Annotated in this window: 14 protein-coding genes; 7 read left to right on the top strand and 7 right to left on the bottom strand. The window is 44.2% G+C overall.

Translation table 11 applies throughout. The features are described from left to right. Positions 1 to 71 precede the first annotated feature (71 nt). The gene (locus tag D9742_RS01855) at positions 72 to 935 is read right to left on the bottom strand and encodes a GTPase family protein (protein WP_130235805.1); all 864 of its coding nucleotides are present in this window, start codon (positions 933 to 935) and stop codon (positions 72 to 74) included. 101 nt (positions 936 to 1,036) lie between these two features. Continuing rightward, complete coding sequence (locus tag D9742_RS01850) at positions 1,037 to 2,179, bottom strand: hypothetical protein (RefSeq protein ID WP_130235804.1); 1,143 nt, start codon at positions 2,177 to 2,179, stop codon at positions 1,037 to 1,039. A 562-nt stretch (positions 2,180 to 2,741) separates the two neighbouring features. Here D9742_RS01850 and D9742_RS01845 point away from each other — a divergent pair. Together D9742_RS01845 and D9742_RS01840 are read left to right on the top strand one after the other, a co-directional pair. After that, the gene (locus D9742_RS01845) at positions 2,742 to 3,320 is read left to right on the top strand and encodes an inovirus-type Gp2 protein (protein WP_130235803.1); all 579 of its coding nucleotides are present in this window, start codon (positions 2,742 to 2,744) and stop codon (positions 3,318 to 3,320) included. A 92-nt stretch (positions 3,321 to 3,412) separates the two neighbouring features. After that, positions 3,413 to 3,619 (top strand): AlpA family phage regulatory protein, encoded by a 207-nt coding sequence (locus D9742_RS01840; RefSeq protein WP_130235802.1) that lies wholly within the window; start codon positions 3,413 to 3,415, stop codon positions 3,617 to 3,619. A 187-nt stretch (positions 3,620 to 3,806) separates the two neighbouring features. Here the strand turns inward: D9742_RS01840 and D9742_RS01835 are convergent, their stop codons facing one another. Then, positions 3,807 to 4,778: a toll/interleukin-1 receptor domain-containing protein gene (locus D9742_RS01835; protein ID WP_130235801.1), complete on the bottom strand. Its 972-nt coding sequence runs from the start codon at positions 4,776 to 4,778 to the stop codon at positions 3,807 to 3,809. Positions 4,779 to 4,992: 214 nt separating this feature from the next. Here D9742_RS01835 and D9742_RS01830 point away from each other — a divergent pair, with 214 nt between their 5' ends. Genes D9742_RS01830 through D9742_RS01810 form a run of 5 tightly spaced genes read left to right on the top strand, consistent with a single transcriptional unit; the run spans position 4,993 to position 14,909 of the window. Next, entirely contained in the window at positions 4,993 to 6,699 is a 1,707-nt protein-coding gene (locus D9742_RS01830) for a class I SAM-dependent DNA methyltransferase (protein WP_130235979.1), read from the top strand. After that, complete coding sequence (locus D9742_RS01825) at positions 6,689 to 8,068, top strand: restriction endonuclease subunit S (protein ID WP_130235800.1); 1,380 nt, start codon at positions 6,689 to 6,691, stop codon at positions 8,066 to 8,068. The genes D9742_RS01830 and D9742_RS01825 overlap by 11 nt, the downstream gene beginning before the upstream one ends. Continuing rightward, the gene (locus tag D9742_RS01820) at positions 8,061 to 9,257 is read left to right on the top strand and encodes a DUF4268 domain-containing protein (RefSeq protein ID WP_130235799.1); all 1,197 of its coding nucleotides are present in this window, start codon (positions 8,061 to 8,063) and stop codon (positions 9,255 to 9,257) included. Before D9742_RS01825 ends, D9742_RS01820 begins: the two co-directional genes overlap by 8 nt. A gap of 15 nt (positions 9,258 to 9,272) precedes the next feature. After that, entirely contained in the window at positions 9,273 to 12,407 is a 3,135-nt protein-coding gene (locus D9742_RS01815) for a type I restriction endonuclease subunit R (protein ID WP_130235798.1), read from the top strand. Positions 12,408 to 12,452: 45 nt separating this feature from the next. After that, the gene (locus D9742_RS01810) at positions 12,453 to 14,909 is read left to right on the top strand and encodes an AAA family ATPase (RefSeq protein WP_130235797.1); all 2,457 of its coding nucleotides are present in this window, start codon (positions 12,453 to 12,455) and stop codon (positions 14,907 to 14,909) included. Positions 14,910 to 15,511: 602 nt separating this feature from the next. On the opposite strand, the gene D9742_RS01800 is transcribed toward D9742_RS01810, so the two are convergent. The 4 genes from D9742_RS01800 to D9742_RS01785 form a co-directional block, all read right to left on the bottom strand. Further along, entirely contained in the window at positions 15,512 to 17,260 is a 1,749-nt protein-coding gene (locus D9742_RS01800; protein ID WP_130235796.1) for an ATP-binding protein, read from the bottom strand. After that, positions 17,257 to 17,667 carry a hypothetical protein gene (locus D9742_RS01795; RefSeq protein WP_130235795.1) on the bottom strand — a complete coding sequence of 137 codons (411 nt, stop codon included), beginning with the start codon at positions 17,665 to 17,667 and terminating at the stop codon, positions 17,257 to 17,259. Before D9742_RS01795 ends, D9742_RS01800 begins: the two co-directional genes overlap by 4 nt. A 75-nt stretch (positions 17,668 to 17,742) precedes the next feature. Further along, positions 17,743 to 18,294 (bottom strand): hypothetical protein, encoded by a 552-nt coding sequence (locus D9742_RS01790; protein WP_130235794.1) that lies wholly within the window; start codon positions 18,292 to 18,294, stop codon positions 17,743 to 17,745. A gap of 179 nt (positions 18,295 to 18,473) precedes the next feature. Next, on the bottom strand, positions 18,474 to 19,007 hold the full coding sequence (locus tag D9742_RS01785; RefSeq protein ID WP_130235793.1) for a hypothetical protein: 534 nt from the start codon (positions 19,005 to 19,007) through the stop codon (positions 18,474 to 18,476). Positions 19,008 to 19,065: the final 58 nt, after the last annotated feature.

Below are 19,065 nucleotides of genomic sequence, written 5' to 3'. Positions count from 1 at the left end.
AAAACAAATAAAAGAAAGCCCCGTCGCATGAAGGCGACAGGGCTCGGGAAACTACTGGCAGGATTAAATATTCAGAAGAAGAAGTTCCAGACGGTACGGGCAACCGACACCACTGTATCGCGCACCGCGCGTATGACTGCCCGCACCGGAGCAGGTATCAGCGGCAGCGCACTCACCGCATCCAGCGCCGCCCCGACGGTTTCACCAAAATCGTTACGCGCTTTTTCCTGGACTGCTGTTGTGCGAAAGGGAGTCTGCAGTTGCGCCACCACGGGACTACTGGCCTCTCGCGGTAGACACTTAATCATCCGCTCAGCCATCATCCGCAATCCCCACTTAGCCCGAACTGAAATGGCGCACACAGGATGTACAGGCCGGAACAGTTCATGCAGCAGGCAGATTTTGCGGCTGATATTCTGCTTTTGCTCCGTGGACAGTTGACCACTACCGCTGGTGGGTTCAGTCTTATCTGACTGGCTGATAACAAACAGCACCTTATGCCGGTAAGTCTCACCAATTACCTGATGATAAAAGTGTTCATCCACCGCCAGAGCACGGTCATCAGCCTTAATCAGCCACAGAACAAGATCGAGTCGGGGTAGTTGTTCACGGTACAGCGCAGCATACTCGGCATCGCGGGCATTGCTTTCTCCCACGCCGGGCAAATCAACGATTGTCATCAGACGTTCACCGACCTGCAGACGAAAGCGCAGTGCCTCACGCGTACAGGCGACCACATCACTGACCAGCGATATCTCCCCAGCAAAGAGTGCATTGCAAAGACTGGATTTACCGGCTCCAGTTTTGCCCATAATCCCTATAACCGGCTCGTAATTTGTCAGGTTATTTATGTGTTGTAAAATACGTTCCGATACCCAATCAGGCAGAACTGACAGTGTTTGTTGAATTGCTTGAACATTATCTGAGTTATGCATAAAAGCATCTCCGGAGAAATAAAATAATTAGGCAGAACCTCGTGGCCCTGCCTTAACTGATTAGTCTTCATGGAGATGATATATATCTATAATATTTTTAATCACTCCTTTCCATCGGATGTCATTTTTTTCCATGCTTCATCAATAAACGATTTAAGTAATACATTTGGCTCAATGCCAGTGGCTTTATGCAAAGACATTAATTTCTTTTTAGATTGCGCTGTCAGTTTAATACCTGAACTATCTTTGGATTTTTTATCCCGATGGCGTTTTTGTATCCAGGAATTGCGCGCCCGCACGAGGAACTCCTGCCTGCTCATCTCCCTGCCAGGCGTAAAATCACCATCCTTAACATCCATAATACCAGCCTGTTCTGCATTCCAGCCAGTCCAGCAGTCAAAGGTCGCAATAGCAAAATCCTTCATTTGCCTGCTGGTGGCTGGCTGTACATCACAACCGACATAGCTCTTATACATATAATTCCATAACCAGTAGATATTTTCATCTTCATCCAGATCAATCCATGAAAATGGTAAAGGAAATTCATTAAAGACATTTATCCAAGAATGATAGAGTTCATTAATGATTTTAATTTTTTCATTTACACTGCAGCTAAAGCTATCAATTTCCTTCATCAAGGACAGCACATAACTTTCTTTTGAGTCATATACAGGGGTAAGCCTTTCGAAATTTATACCATTTGCGCTGCGGGATATAGTGTTCACCTCATGCGTACCCGGCGCTCTCGCATCATTTATGTATGTCCTGTCATTCGGTTTAACGTTATTTTCATCTAACTTTTTGCTCTGATGTTTCTTTAATGCTTCAAAGTCTATATCGCTTGAATACTGCCCCAACATCTCCTCAGTGAAGAATGAAGGTATTGCATTAGATGCTGCAGTATTATTATTTGTTAAGTTAAGTTTTTTCAGTTCTAAACCAGGTTTACTAAAAATCCAAAACCACGAAAAACAAGCAACGCGTCTGTTTGATTTCATCCAGTCGAATTTTTTTTCAGACACAATATGCAATGTGGCATACGACTTCATTTCACTTATAGCTTTTCTTTTCTGAGATAAATTATCAAAACACTGATCTAATTTCAAATGAATTAATTGCACGTACTGCACCGGTGAACAGAAGGAATTGACGACTTCCATATCAACAGCCACATCGAGATGCTCAGTCAGATACCTCACATACTGATAGTACTTCCTGCAACGCTCATACTCCATCAACGTCATTATGTTCCCCTGTCACGTCCCGAGAAGGCTTAAAACTATCAAAACCAACTAAACCAATCATGCGATAAAATGTCAATTAATTACTAATAATACACTGATAAAATCGTAATTTTTTAGCAATTAAAATTGATCAATTTTTGCGCATACAACGCAGTTTCATAGGGTTTATCACGCTAAAAAATCGAACTTTACACTTTGCAGAAAATGAGCATTGCCACATAAAAAATCTTTTTATACGAGACAGAACCTTCATCTGGGATTACAGGTGACATTGTCATGAAGCAGGATGGTTTTAGCGCAGAAGCACGAGTCATTAAGCAGGCGGTGCAAGAGCAGTTAATGCCTTACTTAACGGTCAGAAGACTGATAAGGGGGGACAATCTGTGGAGATAATCGAATTAAGGTTTTTTAATATTATCTATAGAAGTGTTAACGTATTCTCCCTTACCCTGCTTACTCCATTCCAGATATATCCTGCTTGAATGAAACTCATCTCTGAAGAAACTATCTTCTGATAAAAAACATGATACCGCTGTCTATTGAACACTACAGAGGATAAATCATGACAACTACCTACAATGCAAACCCTAACTACGAAATGCACCCGTTAATTATCAGTGATATTAATGAGCATCTTGATGAGATGTTTAACCGTTACTCACGAATACTTGCTGTAAGAATTGATTTCGGCTGGAGAAAGAACAGTGTGCGATATCAAAAACAGAGTATCGATGTAATGGCAAAAGACATGCACAACCTAATTAATAAGATTAAAGCTAACAAATCAATAACCGGCTATTACTGGGTTATCGAATGCTCATCTGATAAAGGGCTACATGTCCATGCAGTATTTTATCTGAACGGACAAAAACACAATAATCCTTACATGTTAATTCGGATGATTGGAGATGAGTGGGCAGCATGTACCGATAATGAGGGATATTTCCATCATTGCAGAAATAAAAGAGAGTTTGTTGCCAGCGTTGAGCGTGTTGTCGATCATCGCAATCCTGAAGATATAAACAACCTGAGATATATTATTAGTTATCTGGCAAAAAACAGTCAAAAAGGTATAGGTGTGTATGTGGACAAGAACAACATACCTTTAAGAAGTAATCGTGGAAGACCGCGTCAGTACTAATTTTTTACAGGACAACCCGTTGATGTGGAGGAGCCGGTAGTAAAATAGTTTGCTACCGCTCCGGTTAATATACCTTACCGGGACACATCAACATGCTAACTAAACCTGCTTTACTGGACGATCAGTTTATTGACATGAAATTCATTACCCGGCTTACTGGCCTGAGCGATAAATGGTTTTACAAACTAATACAGGATGGCTTATTCCCGAAGCCGATTAAGCTGGGTAGAACGTCCCGTTGGTTAAAAAGCGATCTGGAAGAATGGTTATATTGTCGTATTTATGAATCCCGAGAATAAATTAAAACCAGTATTTCATGTTCAATAGAACCACCAACAATTTTTATATCATGCAGATAACATTACCGAGAAATACGACGAGTAGCTATCCGAGTCAGAATATAGGATTCTGCAATTACCTTAACCGAGTTGGGCTTTGGCTGATCATCAGCATAGTCCGTATCAGTTTGGGTGATACGGACTACATTTATCGATTACGCTGTTGAATCGGGCTAAAGAACATATCCCATAAATGCTCTGCCATACCGTCGTTAGTCAATAACGAATCCCTTGAGTTGCTGTAGCCCAATCCCATCAAGGTGCGGAACCCAAGCGTCTGCCCATTATCCGCAACACTAAGACTTTCATTGCAACTATTGCGAGTCATACCGCTTTGACTGTAGCAGATATCCCCGAATCCCATATTACGACTGCCACACCAGATTCCGCACTGACCAACCTTGCCACCGTTGAAATATACGGCACATGTGAAGGAATCGTTATCAGGTCGGTGGAAATCAACGTCTAGCCCTGCATGGCGCTTTTTGAGTTCGTCCAGAGAGTTAGCAAAGTAACGAGCGACATACTCAAAACCCTCGCGACGGGCACGATCTTTATCAAGGTCAGTAAAGCTCTTTGGCAGAGAAAGATTGCTCGAACGCGGTGTAAAGACAGTATCCGTTACCTGAAGCATTGGGTTAGCCGGAGCTGGGGCGTGCACAATCTGCTGCGGCTTTTTCGCTTCCAAATTGGCAATGGCTCGGGAGACAGCATCGGCGACCTGAACGTAACCCTCATCGTGACTGGCAAACCTGCTTATGGCTTTACCGTCGATTGTCGCTGCCATGATGCTGCCGAATGGCAACTGATGCCAGGCACACTCTCTTAAAATCACCGGAATGACCACCGCCTCGCCTTTTTTATGCCGCTCCAGTGCGTTGGTCATCTCTACCTGATAACAATAATCAGAAGCGATGAAATCACTGCTAATTAGCAACAGGATAATATCTGCCTGCGAAAAATAGTGGTCAATCTGATGTTCAAACTCTTGCCCAGGAACGATTCGGCGATCGTGCCATGTGGTAATTTTCCCCATTCGCTTTAGCGGGGACAAATGCTTCTCTAGCTCATTGCGTTGTGCTTCATCCGCATGAGAATAGGAAAAAACGAGAGTAGTCATAGGGCGTAAAAGACTCCGGTAGAGAAACAAGAAATACCGTCATTTTGCGCCATAAGTGTAAAAGAGTAATTACCTTTTGCCACAAGTTATTGATGCGGAATCTAGCCCTTCATCTTGGTATCGCTCTGACGTCAGGGTATGATCCTTGGCAACTCCCCTGATTTTACGCAACCTGGATACCGAACCAGGCACAGATGATTTTTTTGAGGTTTTGATGGACAACGCTGAACAGCAATTTCTTAACGATCTGGATACAAAGTTCTGGAAAGCCGCAGACAAGCTACGTGCCAATATGGACGCGGCCAACTACAAGCATGTGGTGCTGGGACTGATCTTTCTGAAGTATGTTTCAGATGCCTTTGACGCCCGCCAGAAGGAACTGAAAGGACTGTTTGAAGACAAGTCCAACCCGGACAACATTTACGCGCTGTCTCGTGACGATTACGACACAGAAGAGGCGTACCAGCAGGCGATCGCAGAAGAGCTGGAGGTTCAGGATTACTACACTGAGAAAAACGTCTTCTGGGTACCCAAACTGGCTCGCTGGGAAACGCTTAAAACCAATGCTGCTCTGCCTGTAGGGACGGTTCTGGGGAAAGACGATAGCGGCAAAGATATCGTCATGACGTCAGTATCGAAGCTGATTGATATCGCTCTGGATACTATCGAAAACAGCAACCCGAAACTGAAAAACATCCTTAACCGTATCGGGCACTATCAGCTTGGTAACGACCTGCTAATCAGCCTGATTAACGTTTTCTCCGATACCAGTTTCAACGAACCCAAATACAATGGCGTGAAGCTCAATTTGAAGAGCAAAGATATTCTCGGCCACGTTTACGAATACTTCCTTGGTCAGTTTGCACTGGCGGAAGGTAAACAGGGCGGCCAGTATTACACGCCGAAAAGCATCGTTACGCTGATTGTTGAAATGCTCCAACCCTACAATGGCCGCGTGTATGACCCGGCGATGGGGTCTGGTGGGTTCTTTGTTTCCAGCGATCGCTTTATCGAAGCACATGCTGATGAAAAGCATTACAACGCCGCCGAGCAGAAACGCAATATCTCCGTGTATGGGCAGGAATCAAATCCTACCACCTGGCGTCTGGCTGCGATGAATATGGTGATTCGCGGTATTGATTTTAACTTCGGTAAACAGAACGCCGATACGTTCCTGAACGATCAGCATCCTGATTTACGTGCCGATTTTGTTATGGCGAATCCGCCGTTCAATATGAAAGAGTGGTGGAATGCGAAGCTGGAAGATGACGTGCGCTGGCAGTACGGTACACCGCCACAGGGTAACGCCAACTTTGCCTGGATGCAGCACATGATCCACCACCTGGCACCGAAAGGTTCGATGGCGCTGTTGTTGGCGAATGGGTCGATGAGCTCTAACACCAATAGTGAAGGGGAAATTCGTCGGGCTATTATTGAGGCGGATCTGGTGGAATGTATGGTGGCTTTACCGGGACAGTTGTTTACCAACACCCAAATCCCGGCCTGTATCTGGCTACTGACCAAAGATAAATCAGGCGGTAACGGAAAAGCGCACCGTAAAGGTGAAGTGTTGTTCATTGACGCTCGTCATATTGGCTTTATGAAAGACCGCGTACTACGTGATTTCTCAACGGATGATATCAAAAAGATTGCCGATACTTTCCATGCCTGGCAGGCGGATAAAGACTATGAAGATGAAGCTGGTTTCTGTTTTTCTGCAACCTTTGAAGATATTCAGAAAAATGATTTTGTCCTGACGCCTGGGCGCTATGTCGGTGCTGCCGAGCAGGCAGGAGATGATGAGCCATTTGCAGAAAAAATGACGCGACTGACGGCACAGCTCAAAGACCAGTTAGAAGAGAGCGCCAAACTGGAAGCGCAGATTAAGGTGAATTTAGGGGGGCTGGGTTATGAGTTTTAAGGTCCAATTCTCACACATCGCAGAAATAATTATGGGTCAATCACCTAAAGGTGAAGAGGTTAATAATGAGGGGATCGGATTACCTTTACTGAATGGGCCTACTGAATTTACCGACCGCTACCCCCTGCCGGTGCAGCATACTGCGTTTGAAAAAAAAACATCGTTACCAGGCGATATTTTATTTTGTGTTCGTGGTTCAACAACTGGGAAGATGAACTATTCTGACCGAAAATATTGTATAGGTCGAGGACTTGCTGCAATACGGGGACGAAACGGATATCCTACCCCATATGTTAAAGCAGTATTAGAAGACTGTCTGCCTGAATTACTGGCTGCGGCTACAGGCTCAACTTTTCCAAATGTTAGTAGAGATCTGATTAGTAATATTTCTGTTGATGTTTTATCGGTTGACGATGCTTATCGTATAAGTAAGTTTATTGAATCACAGGAAGAGAAAGTATTCCATAACAATGGAATAAACCAAACTCTCGAACAAATGGCACAAGCCCTGTTCAAAAGCTGGTTTGTAGATTTTGAACCGGTTAAAGCCAAGCTTGCGGCGCTGGAAGTTGGTGGTTCTCAGGAAGATGCAACACTTGCTGCCATGACAGCAATTTCTGGGAAAGATGCTGATTCTTTAGCTGTATTTCAGCGAGAGTATCCTGAAAAATATGCCGAACTTAGAGCTATAGCAGAGTTGTTCCCGCCAGCGATGAAAGACAGTGAATTAGGAGAAATTCCTGTTGGATGGTTTTGTACGGACTTATCGTATCTTGCATTACTTAATAACTCTTCCTGGTCAAAGAAGAATGCTCCAGAATCATTAAAGTATGTTGATTTAGCAAACACAAAATGGGGCATTATTCATTCAACCGAAGATTTCTTATTTTCTGATGCGCCAAGTCGTGCCCGTAGAATATTAAAAAACGGTGACACTATTGTAGGAACTGTGAGGCCTGGAAATGGTTCATATGCCTTTATTGCTGAAGAGGGCCTGACTGGGAGCACCGGTTTTGCAGTATTAACGCCAAAACATGAACACTTTAGTTCGTTTATTTATATTTGTGCAACGTCTAAGGATAATATCGAACGCCTGGCCCATTTAGCCGATGGTGGAGCATATCCGGCAGTTAATGCTGATGATGTACTATCTACTCCGTGTATCATTCCTATTGATTATAGCAGCAGCAAAAACCTAATAAAATGCTTCCACTATTATGTCAGAGAGTTATTTGCTTATAAGCATAACAATCTCAGACAAAATAAATCACTGGAACAACTCCGCGATACCTTACTCCCCAAACTCCTCTCCGGAGAAATTACGTTACCGGACGCCGAGGAAATAGCCAAGGAAGCTGACTATGTTTAAAGTCGATCAGCCCAGTAATAGCCTGCAACCGCTTCAGGAAACCACCTTCACTAACGCGGGTTTCACCGAACGCTACCACTTACAGGAATGGTTGGCGAAGCATCCGCAGGCATTGACCCGCAGCAGCGATGATGAATTACTTATCATTCAGAAAGAATTTGCCGGGTTTGACGACACCAAAGAGCGATTAGATCTGCTGGCGATCGACAAAGACGGTAATCTGGTGATCATCGAGAACAAGCTCGATGATTCCGGGCGCGATGTCGTCTGGCAGGCGCTGAAATATGCGGGTTACTGCGCGAATCTGCGCAAAGAACATATTGTTGAGATCTTCCAGCGTTACCTTGATCAGAACGAACCAGAAGAAACGCGTCCTGCGGCTGACGTGCTGGCTGAATTTCTTGAGCACGATAGCCTGGAAGAGGTGCAAATTAACCAGAATCGTTCACAGCGTATCATGATGGTCGCAGCAAATTTCCGCAAAGAAGCAACCAATACCGCACTCTGGTTAATGCAGTTCAATATTCGCGTGCAGTGCTTTAAGGTCACGCCTTACCGTTATGGTAACGATGTGTTTATTGATATCAAGCAGGTTATCCCAACGCCGGAAGCGGAATCATACATGATCGGTATGGCGCAGAAAGAGGCTGAGGAGCAGTCCACGACTGGAGAATCCAAAGCTCGCCACCATTTACGTAAGGCGTTCTGGACCCTAGCTCTGGAGAAATTCCGCGTTAGCTCATGTTCACTCTACAATAATATCAGCCCGTCAACCGACCACTGGTTAAGTGCAGGTTCTGGCATCAGTGGCGTTTCGTACAATCTTATCTTCAGCAAAAAAGAAATTAGGGTTGAGCTTTGGATTGCTAAGCCTTCAGCACAAACCAATACATTCGCGTTTGACTGGCTTCATGAACGCAAATCCGCAATCGAAAATCGCTTTGGGCATGAAATTGTTTGGCAGGCCTTACCGGATAAGAAATCCTGCCGTATTACTTACAGAAAGCCCATCAATGGCATCGCAGATCAGGAAATGTGGCCGGAGATGGTTGACTGGTTGGTAGAACATATGACGGCATTTGAAAAAGCCTTTTCAACATGTCTACCGGAACTTAATCAGTTGATTAAGCGAACCTTTAACGGGCATGATGAAGCTGAAATTATCACTGAAGAAGCCGAACACGTTTAACACAGGACGTTACCGATGCTAACCGAAGACGACTTAGAACAGCTTTGCCTGGGGTGGTTTGCCGAACAAGGCTGGGAAATTCATCACGGGCCGGATATTGCCCCTGATGGCAGTAACCCGCAACGCGCCAGCTATCATGAAGTGTTCCTGACGCCCGTGTTAACCTCTTGCCTGCAAAAAATCAACCCGCATCTGCCCGCAGACGTCTTCGAACAGGTTGTATCCCGTATTACTCGTGCTGAAAGTCCGGATCTGATTGCCAGTAACAAAGCCTTCCATCACTGGCTGCTGGAAGGGGTACCGGTTCAGTACCGCCGCGACGAAGAACTTATCCACGATCACGCTCTGCTGGTGGATTTTAACCAGCCGCAAAACAACCGTTTTATGGTGGTCAATCAAATGACCATCAGCGGAACGAAACAACCCCGTCGCCCGGATATCATCTGCTTTATTAATGGGCTGCCGCTGGCGGTTGTTGAACTGAAAAGCCCCATCGACGACAAAGTAGATATCTGGGATGCGTACCACCAGTTACAGACCTATAAAGATGAAATTCGCGATCTGTTTATCAGCAATGAAGCGCTGATTGTCAGCGATGGTTATCTGGCGCGAGTGGGTTCTCTGACGGCCACGGAAGAACGTTTTATGCCGTGGAAGACCATCAGCAATGAAAATGATAAGCCGTTGCTGGAATGGCAACTGGAAACTATGGTACGGGGGTTCTTTAACCGGGAACAGCTGCTCGACTATATCCGCTACTTCGTCCTGTTCGAAAACAACGATGAAAGGCTGATTAAAAAAATAGCCGGTTATCACCAGTTCCACGCGGTGCGCGAGGCCGTGCAGGCGACAATTGTCGCTGCTACCGGTAAGCAACTGCTCCTGCACAGCAACATTCAGCCTGGCAGTAAGAAAGCAGGTGTGGTCTGGCATACACAGGGTTCCGGTAAAAGCATCTCCATGTGTTGTTATGTCGGCAAACTGCTACAACAGCCGGAGATGGGCAACCCAACGATTGTGGTCGTCACCGATCGTAACGATCTGGACGGTCAGCTTTATGGCACATTCTGTCAGGCGCAGGAACTGCTCAAGCAAATGCCGGTACAGGCGGATGACCGCGAAGAACTGCGTGAACTGCTTGCGACGCGTGATGCTGGTGGCATTATCTTTACCACTGTGCAGAAGTTCTCCCCAGAGGAAGGGGAAAACGCCCATCCGGTTCTCAATGGGCGTAGCAATATCGTTGTTATTTCCGATGAAGCGCACCGCAGCCAGTACGGCATGAAAGCCAATCTGGACCGGGAAACCGGCGTCTATAAATACGGTTACGCTAAACATATGCGCGACGCGCTGCCCAACGCCTCATTTCTGGGGTTTACCGGAACACCGGTTTCGGCAGAGGATCGCGATACCCGCGCTGTATTTGGCGATTACGTATCGATTTATGATATTCAGGACGCAGTGGATGATGGCGCAACGGTGCCTATTCACTACGAATCCCGGCTGGCAAAACTCGATCTCAATCATGAAGAACTGGCGGCGCTCTCCGATCAGGTTGATGAACTTATTGAAGATGATGAACTGGACCTGCGTGAAAAAACCAAAGGTGAATGGAGCCGTCTGGAGAAACTGGTTGGTGCTAAACCTCGTCTCCAGCAGGTTGCCGCCGATCTGATTTCTCACTTTGAGAAGCGCAATACCGTAATGGACGGCAAGGCTATGATTGTCGCGATGAGCCGAGAAATCTGCGTCCATCTTTACGATGAAATTATCGCGCTACGCCCGGAGTGGCACAATGACGATCCTGAAAAAGGACAAATCAAAATTGTGATGACCGGTACAGCGTCCGATAAGGCAATGCTGCAACCGCATATCTACAACAAGCAAACTAAAAAACGACTAGAATCCCGCTTCAAGAATGTGAACGATCCGCTGAAGCTGGTGATTGTGCGCGATATGTGGCTGACCGGCTTTGATGCCCCTTGCTGTCACACCATGTATATCGACAAGCCGATGCGCGGCCATAACCTGATGCAGGCCATTGCCCGCGTCAACCGGGTATTCAAAGATAAACCCGGTGGGCTGGTGGTTGATTACATCGGAATCGCCAATGAACTGAAACTGGCGCTGAAAACCTATACCGATGCAAACGGTAAAGGCGATGCGACCATTAATGCCGAAGAAGCGCTGGCAATCATGCTGGAAAAGCTGGACATCATCCACGGTATGTTTGCCAAAACAGCAACGTCAGCAGGTTTTGACTACACCGGCTTTGAAGCTCACGCACAAAAGCTGTTGGTGCCTGTTGCAAACTACGTGCTCGGCCTTGAAGACGGTAAGAAGCGTTTTCTTGATAACGTATTGGCAATTACTAAAGCTTGGTCGCTTTGCTGTACGCTGGATGCGGCACAGCCTTATAAACTGGAGATTGCTTTCTTGTCTGCGGTGAAGGCCGCTATCAGCAAATTTACCAGCGTGGACAAAAAAATAAGCCAGGCCGAGAAGAACTCCGCGCTGAAACAGATTCTGGATAATGCCGTAATTGCTAATGGCGTGGATGATATTTTCACGCTGGCTGGGCTGGATAAGCCCAATATTGGTTTACTTTCTGATGAGTTTTTGCAGGAAGTCCACGATATGCCATATCGCAACCTGGCGGTAGAGTTGCTGGAAAAGCTGATTAATGATGGAATCCAGTCCCGCACTAAAAATAACGTAGTGCAGGAAAAGAAGTATTCTGAACGTCTTCAGGCGGTGTTGATTAAATACAACAACCGGGCTATTGAGACGGCGCAGGTGATTGAAGAGCTGATCCAGATGGCGAAGGATTTTCAGTCCGCAATGGCGCGTGATGATGCGCTTGGCCTGAATCCTGACGAGATCGCCTTCTACGACGCACTTGCAGAAAATGAAAGCGCCGTCCGGGAGTTAGGGGATGAAGTACTTAAGAAACTGGCGATAGAAGTGACGCTGAAGCTGCGCCAATCCACTACCGTTGACTGGCAGGTACGGGAAAGCGTTCGTGCGAGGTTGCGTATCCTGGTTCGCCAGACTCTGCGTCGGTATAAGTATCCGCCAGATAAAACACCGGGTGCGGTGGAGTTAATATTAAAACAAGCGGAAGTTATTTCGAATCACTGGACGATGTGACAAGTGAAAATTTCTGTCAGGAGCATGTTATAAGGAAATACTAGTATGGCCAAAATGATTCCGGCATTCGGACCCATTGATAATGATAGTTATGGAGAAAAAACGGTCTATGCCCTGTTAAAAGAAGGGCTGTCCGATGATTTCACCGTGATTCATAGTCTCCCGTGGTTGAGTTCAGCGGCCCGACATTTGGGTATGAAACTACCTCCAAGTGGAGAAATAGATTTTCTTGTTCTCCATCGTATCTATGGTGTTTTGGCTTTAGAGGTAAAAAGTGGTATATATAGCGTAGATGGCCCTATTTTTGTACATCTCAAAACAAATAATAATGTCGATGTAGTGAAGCAAACACGTAACAATGTTCATGGATTAGCTCGTTGGCTAGGAGGAGCAACAACGTTACGATTGCGTATTGGTTATGGTTTTATTTTTCCTGATAGCTATTTCGATAATAACGTTATAAATACAGCAATGGTTGATACGTCTGTAAGACCACTTAGAAAAATATTCGTTGACAAAAGCCAACTCCCGGAAATTGCAAAGTACACTATGGAGATAATGCAATATTGGAAATCTGCATTAGGAAATAATAATTTAGGAAGTGAACGACTTCAGTTAATAATAAAATCTATATGCCCGCAATTTGATGGCACGCCTGACTGGGGAACCCGAATTATTTATGATAATCAACTCTGGTTAAGACTCACACATGAACAAATTAAGGTCATTGAACTGCTGTCAGAATATCAACGATTTGTTGTAACTGGATGGCCAGGAACAGGAAAGACTTTAATTGGAATTGAATTCGCCAGGCGGTTGGTTAAAGAGCAAAAAAAAGTTTTATTTATTACTTTCAATAACCGTCTTTCTGAATACATTCGACAACAAACTCCAGTTTCATTATGCGACGTTTTTACCTGGCACAAACTATGTCATCAGGCTCGTAATAGATTAGCCCTGCCGCCCGAGTCTCCAGCAGGCTGGTTTGAATCAGGATGCTGCGAGGATTTGCTTAGTGCATTAAAGAAAAACAAGCTAAAGGATTATGATGCTTTAATTATTGACGAAGCACAGGCGTTACATTCTTCGTGGTTGGAAACCTTATTTTGTTGGTTTGAAAATAAAAGAATTATTGCATTTTGTGATGAAACCCAAACGTTCTCTTTTGAAAAAGGGACGAATCACATTGATCTTCAACGGATAATAAATTCCCAATTTTCCTTCAGCTTAACTGTTGTTTTAAGATGTCCTAAAGCCGTTACTGATTATTTAATGGCTATCAGGCCTTCATCATATCAAATTACGTCCCCTAGAAATAACGAACCAGATACGTTAAAAGAATTAGTTGTTATCGATCCACTTTCCGCATTGCTTAATGAAATCTTACGACTGAAAGAAAGTTCTGTACCATCTGATGAGATAACCGTCCTTGTCCCTACAGATTTAGTGAAAAACTTCCTCCAGAAAGACATGAAGACTTTTGATATAAATATTGAAACTGTATCTCGTTTTCGTGGTATGGAATCACCTGTTGTTATTACACTGGATTCCGAAAACATGGAGGATGCTCAATTATTTTGTGCTTATTCAAGAGCAACAACGGCTTTCATTGCAATTTATGATTCGGAGAAATTAGCATGGAGAGAAAACAATAGCTTTCTGCATAAACTGATTAATAGAGAGGAAATCCAGAGAGCAATTAATGAAGCAAAACATAACTCATCCTCCAAAGTTCTTATGGCTAATTTCTTCAGCGAAGGGGATCTGAAACTCAACACTGTAAAATTAGCATGGTCAAAAAACCTTTCTTCTTGGCTTATTGAATTTGATGAAGAAAATTCTCCAGCGGAAATGTGGGTTGATTATTTATATTCCCACCACGCTTACCCAATTATATATTGGTTCAGCAATTCACGGAGAGTTGTTTATTACATTGCAAATCAACAATTCGAATTAAATACATTAGGCATAGGAACACAATTATCAATAAAAATTTGTGCCATATGTGAAAAGATGATACCTTTTGATTCTGAGAACAATTGTATGCTTTGCAATAAGAAAACTGAAGAATCGTCCCCAACCAGATATGAAATTAATAAAATTCGCGATCTTGATTTAACAATTTCTCAGGATAATTTTAATTCAGCTGTTCAAAAAGAAAAGAGACGATTATTACCCATACCGTTAGCGGCGGCTAGTGCCCGAAGAGTGGCATTTGAAAAACCATATAGAAATAAAGTACTAAGCGAATCATTACCTGGCGGAAAACTTCTCTACAGAAGTGCATTAGCTTTTATCCAGGCTTGGGTTGCATTATTACCACAAGATAAAATACTAGTATTGGATGAGATAACAGATGCACTACGTAAACGCTATATTCATCTTGAGCAATTAGATCGCTCTGAATTAAGGAATGCTTTAGCCTGTGCATTGTCAACTTGCTACAATAAAAAGCATCTTATTAAAGTTGAAAAAGGGAAATATTCACCTATTGATGACTAAGAACTCTTATATAATCCTATTTAAAGTCAGGGTGGACATGTTTATGAAGCTTTTTTCTCGACGGTGTAGAGAATACAAAAGTTCTGAAGGCACTTAAGCCATACATTTTCTTTGAAGATCAGTATATGCATTTGATCGTGGTTGTAAGATCCTTATGACAGTAACTCCGAACTTGCCGAATGTGAAACATCATGTATTGTCGCTAACAAACCATTTAGTCATTAAGACTGAATTGTATTAGCTCAAAATTGACTTGGCAGTTTTCACCGGTAGCACACAAGTGTTACCAACGGTGCAAAACTGATCCACCCCAGCGGTTGAAAATTGATCCAGGGGTTAATCTGCTCCTCTGAATACAGGGGAGCTTATGATCACTTTTGAGATTCGTATGGAAATTAAAGTCCTGCACAAGCGGGGAATGAGTATCCAGCCCATTATACATGTCTAGCATTATCGGTTAGCCAAGGTTTACCGCTATCTGATCGAGTACATGGACCACTCTCTGGGCTGGTAGATTCAGGCCTACCAGATTCACTTTTTGACAATTAAATTTTTCTCAAATCAAATAAACATGCCCTACAAAAGGCTCGACGAGTACTGCATTATTTATTAATTCTTGACTGGCTTCTTAAACATTCAACGGCCCCCTCTAATAAGCCTAGATCAGGGTTAAGAGAACCCCATTCTTTCCAGAAATCTCGGGTGGCGCTGTCTGGTTTTACCTGCGGTTGGTCAAGTTTAATGCGTGTTGGTAGAAGAACCGCATCCCCAAGCAACAAAGCCTCACCTGTATCTAAAAGTGGAAGCATAGCTGTTAGACCTGCGAGGGAATCAGGCATAAGTCTCTTGATAACATTTTGATCGCTGTCATTTGTTAGCCTGAGAGCAAGGAAGTTGTTACATTGGGAAAGGATTGTTCGGCTTACATCTGATGGCCTCTGACTTACAACTAATAGTGAGAAACCATATTTACGCCCCTCTTTTGCAATGCGTTCAAAGGACCATAGCGCCTGTCTTTGAACTGAATCGGCGTCATCTTTTACAGGAAGATAAAGATGTGCTTCATCGCAAAGTAAAGTGATTGGAGTACGAGAATTTGCGTTCATCCAGAACTGAATATCATAGAGTAGGCGGGCTAACGTTCCTGTCACTACTGGCAGGACATCAGCAGGAACTTCAGAGAAATCGATAATTTTAATACCGTTACCAGAATCAGCTCGAAGTAGTTTTATAATCTGTTTGGCAAGCCATCCATAATCGAGAGCTTCAGGAGGTGGGGAAAACATAAAACCATATCGGCGATCATCAAGTTTGGCTTCCAGCCTAGAAAGAAAACGTGTCAGCTTGTCTTCCCAGTCCCCCTTTACAGCAGCTCCATTTTTCCCGACACCCTTCGTTATATTATCCTTGGTTAAAAGAGCAACTAAATCAGAAATAGCGTAAGGTATTGGTGAGTCTACAGTGAATGTCTCTTTGACTTTCGGCTTACCAGCTGAGTCCAGAGTTGCGCCTTTGAGATCCCGAACATGAAGAGTGAAACGAGAGGCCTGGTTTGGTGCATTCTGATCGCTACGGTCAAGAATCATCGACAACATTTCATCTCGATTCAGTAACCAATATGGCAGAAATAGTGCATCATCTTTAGGTGCAGTAAGGTCTCCTGGTCCGGCGATACGGAATCGTTGTGCGTAACCTCCTTTGCTTTTGTCAGCAAGTGTGGCGTACTCTCCATGCATATCGAACACAACGATATTCGGATATTTAAGCTTAGCTGCTCGCTCAAGTATTAGGGCTACAGCCCAACTCTTACCTGAACCAGTACTTCCTAGGATGGCCGCATGCCTCTGGAAAAATCTATCCCCACTAGCAATAGCCTCAGCACTCCGATCCGCCACGAAAGTACCTAATTTAAGGCGTTCTTCGTTGGGTAAACCGGCACCGAGTATGCCCATAAAACGCTGAAGATTAACACCTTCTATCACAAAGCATTCGCGATCGATCTGAGGAAAACTATCGGCACCTCGTTTGAAAATGTCCGTTTTATCTCCATCAACAGTTCTATAAGTGCCAATGACGAAAGCCTGCATATGGTCTGACGGTGATACGGTTAACATCCCTGACTCATCCTCTTCTGGGTCAGGTAGTTCTTCTCGTAGTGAGCGAGTAACGCGATCTGTCATTCCAATCAGGAATTCGGCCTGTGTTGCTCCTTTTATTGCTATAAGCTGTCCAATTCCAACACGTGTCAGCATTTCTGAGTTGGTGACATCAATAGCCACACGGCTGGTATCTACTCCAGCCACACGGCCTATTTGTTCATTTTCTGTAAATTTAAGAGCAGGACTAGTCATGCGGATAAGACTCCTTCTACGAATCCTTTAAGATCCCAGTAATCAACACTAGGGAAAAATATCTCATTACCATCGACGATGAAGCGCGCACCGGTAGTTCCTGCATCGCTATGAAACTCCGCTGCAATTACATTCTTATTTAACTTAGCTATTTCTTTAGCTTTTGCAGAAAGTGTATGGGTTAAAATGACAGTTCTGACTCCAGACCGAATACGAGGAGTGAGATGTGTTTCCAAATGATCATCATTAAAGCCATAACCGATGATAAAGAAACGACGGGCTTTATCGATTGCGTCATTAGCTTTTTCCCTGTGCTTGTCAAAGGGACTGTCGTAGCCGCTCCTGAATTTATTCAAGCCAGGTGTAATAATTAGACGAGGAAGAGGAAGATCCCCTGTATATCGCACCGGGTTCCCTTTACGGTGATACCAGTCCAAGCTGCCATGCGGTTTGAAAACGTTCACTTTTGGTGTGAACTTGTATCACACATGCTTACCAACAAGTTTAGCTCCACGGCAAAATCCCCAATGGCTATCAAGAGGCACTAGCCGAGCGGCAAAATGCCCGCTGAACATTGTATCAACTCCTAATCCAGCTTCTTCACAGGCAAGCTCAACTAAGCGGTCATAGTTAGTTGTAACAATGGGTATGCCTTTATCTGGTTTTAATAAATGAGGAAGTAACATTGTAAGCCGAAGTGTTTTCTCGTTTTTAAACACCTCAGAAATAATAGTTGCTTCGGCTGCTGCTATGTATTCCCCAGTAGATTTGACAATGATTGCTTCAAGGGCTGGTGTCGGGGCTCGTTTGAGCAATGCTGCTTCTAAACCATCAGTTCCGATCGCGGGGTGGATCTCATCCCAGAGTTTCAGGTCATCAGGGGAAAGATTGTCTGCGACATGGGCGATCAGATGGTCCCCGAGTTTTCCCATCCCAGGAACTCCTTCTGCGCAAGATAACCCTGAACCAACGATTAGAACTAGGCCATCACCCAGATGCTGTTGAAGTCGTTTTTTTAAATCATTCAGTTCCACTTGCTCTCTCCGTAGATGCAGCACTTAATTCGTGGGGTAGGCAATTTACAAGCATAGGAAAATTAAATAAGCCTTATAAGTTTCGGCCAACAAAAACGACTTCCTATTAACTAAGGTTCGGTAATCAGATATAGGGACCTCATTTTAACCTTTTGAAAAAGAGGGCTCTTATATCTCCATCACAACTTTGATTCGCAGTCCTTGCTTAACTGGAGATAGGTTTTGTAGCCCGGTTTGATCCATTTCGCCAAGAGCCAATCGTGTTGGAGACTCCCATCCTTGGAAAAGAAATCTTTGCCTTGATTCAGAGGGAAAGAGAAGGTGTGCTTGTTCTTATCCGGCCCTGTATAAAGGCTAGCCACAATCTCCGCATTCTTCCCGTATTTCTTCTCCAAAGCTTCATTCAGGATATCTACAAAACCAACCTCGTAGATTCCAACACCGGCATCAGGTTCGAAGTTATGTAGGCTTTTCAAATCAAGACCATTCATCAGGTCATTCAGTCCCTTCAGGAGTACGGCATTCCCTACCATTACCCATACGGTTTGTCCTGGTCTAACAGTCAGAGGTTCGTTTCGGTTCGCATCAGAGCTGAAGGTACAACGAGACTGCCAGCCTGCTTTGCCCTTGGTAACAAGCTTATTACCGCTACCGTCAACATCAGCAGAGACAATCATCAGAGGTGATGTATCGTAATTCCTGATCTCCATCATCAGGAACACCTCGTCTTGTCCTTCTTTGATGTCTGGCTGTAGTGGTCAACAAAAACTG

Source organism: Escherichia sp. E1V33, assembly GCF_004211955.1.
Lineage (GTDB): Bacteria > Pseudomonadota > Gammaproteobacteria > Enterobacterales > Enterobacteriaceae > Escherichia.
Note: the sequence above shows the minus strand (reverse complement) of the source record. Positions and strands in the feature narration are given on the sequence as shown.

Coding starts and splice junctions, on each gene's coding strand:
- D9742_RS01825 (WP_130235800.1), top strand. CDS start 6,689: ATGAGTTTTAAGGTCCAATTCTCACACATCGCAGAAATAATTATGGGT.
- D9742_RS01840 (WP_130235802.1), top strand. CDS start 3,413: ATGCTAACTAAACCTGCTTTACTGGACGATCAGTTTATTGACATGAAA.
- D9742_RS01800 (WP_130235796.1), bottom strand. CDS start 17,260: ATGACTAGTCCTGCTCTTAAATTTACAGAAAATGAACAAATAGGCCGT.
- D9742_RS01845 (WP_130235803.1), top strand. CDS start 2,742: ATGACAACTACCTACAATGCAAACCCTAACTACGAAATGCACCCGTTA.
- D9742_RS01855 (WP_130235805.1), bottom strand. CDS start 935: ATGCATAACTCAGATAATGTTCAAGCAATTCAACAAACACTGTCAGTT.
- D9742_RS01785 (WP_130235793.1), bottom strand. CDS start 19,007: ATGATGGAGATCAGGAATTACGATACATCACCTCTGATGATTGTCTCT.
- D9742_RS01830 (WP_130235979.1), top strand. CDS start 4,993: ATGGACAACGCTGAACAGCAATTTCTTAACGATCTGGATACAAAGTTC.
- D9742_RS01810 (WP_130235797.1), top strand. CDS start 12,453: ATGGCCAAAATGATTCCGGCATTCGGACCCATTGATAATGATAGTTAT.
- D9742_RS01835 (WP_130235801.1), bottom strand. CDS start 4,778: ATGACTACTCTCGTTTTTTCCTATTCTCATGCGGATGAAGCACAACGC.
- D9742_RS01820 (WP_130235799.1), top strand. CDS start 8,061: ATGTTTAAAGTCGATCAGCCCAGTAATAGCCTGCAACCGCTTCAGGAA.
- D9742_RS01815 (WP_130235798.1), top strand. CDS start 9,273: ATGCTAACCGAAGACGACTTAGAACAGCTTTGCCTGGGGTGGTTTGCC.
- D9742_RS01850 (WP_130235804.1), bottom strand. CDS start 2,179: ATGACGTTGATGGAGTATGAGCGTTGCAGGAAGTACTATCAGTATGTG.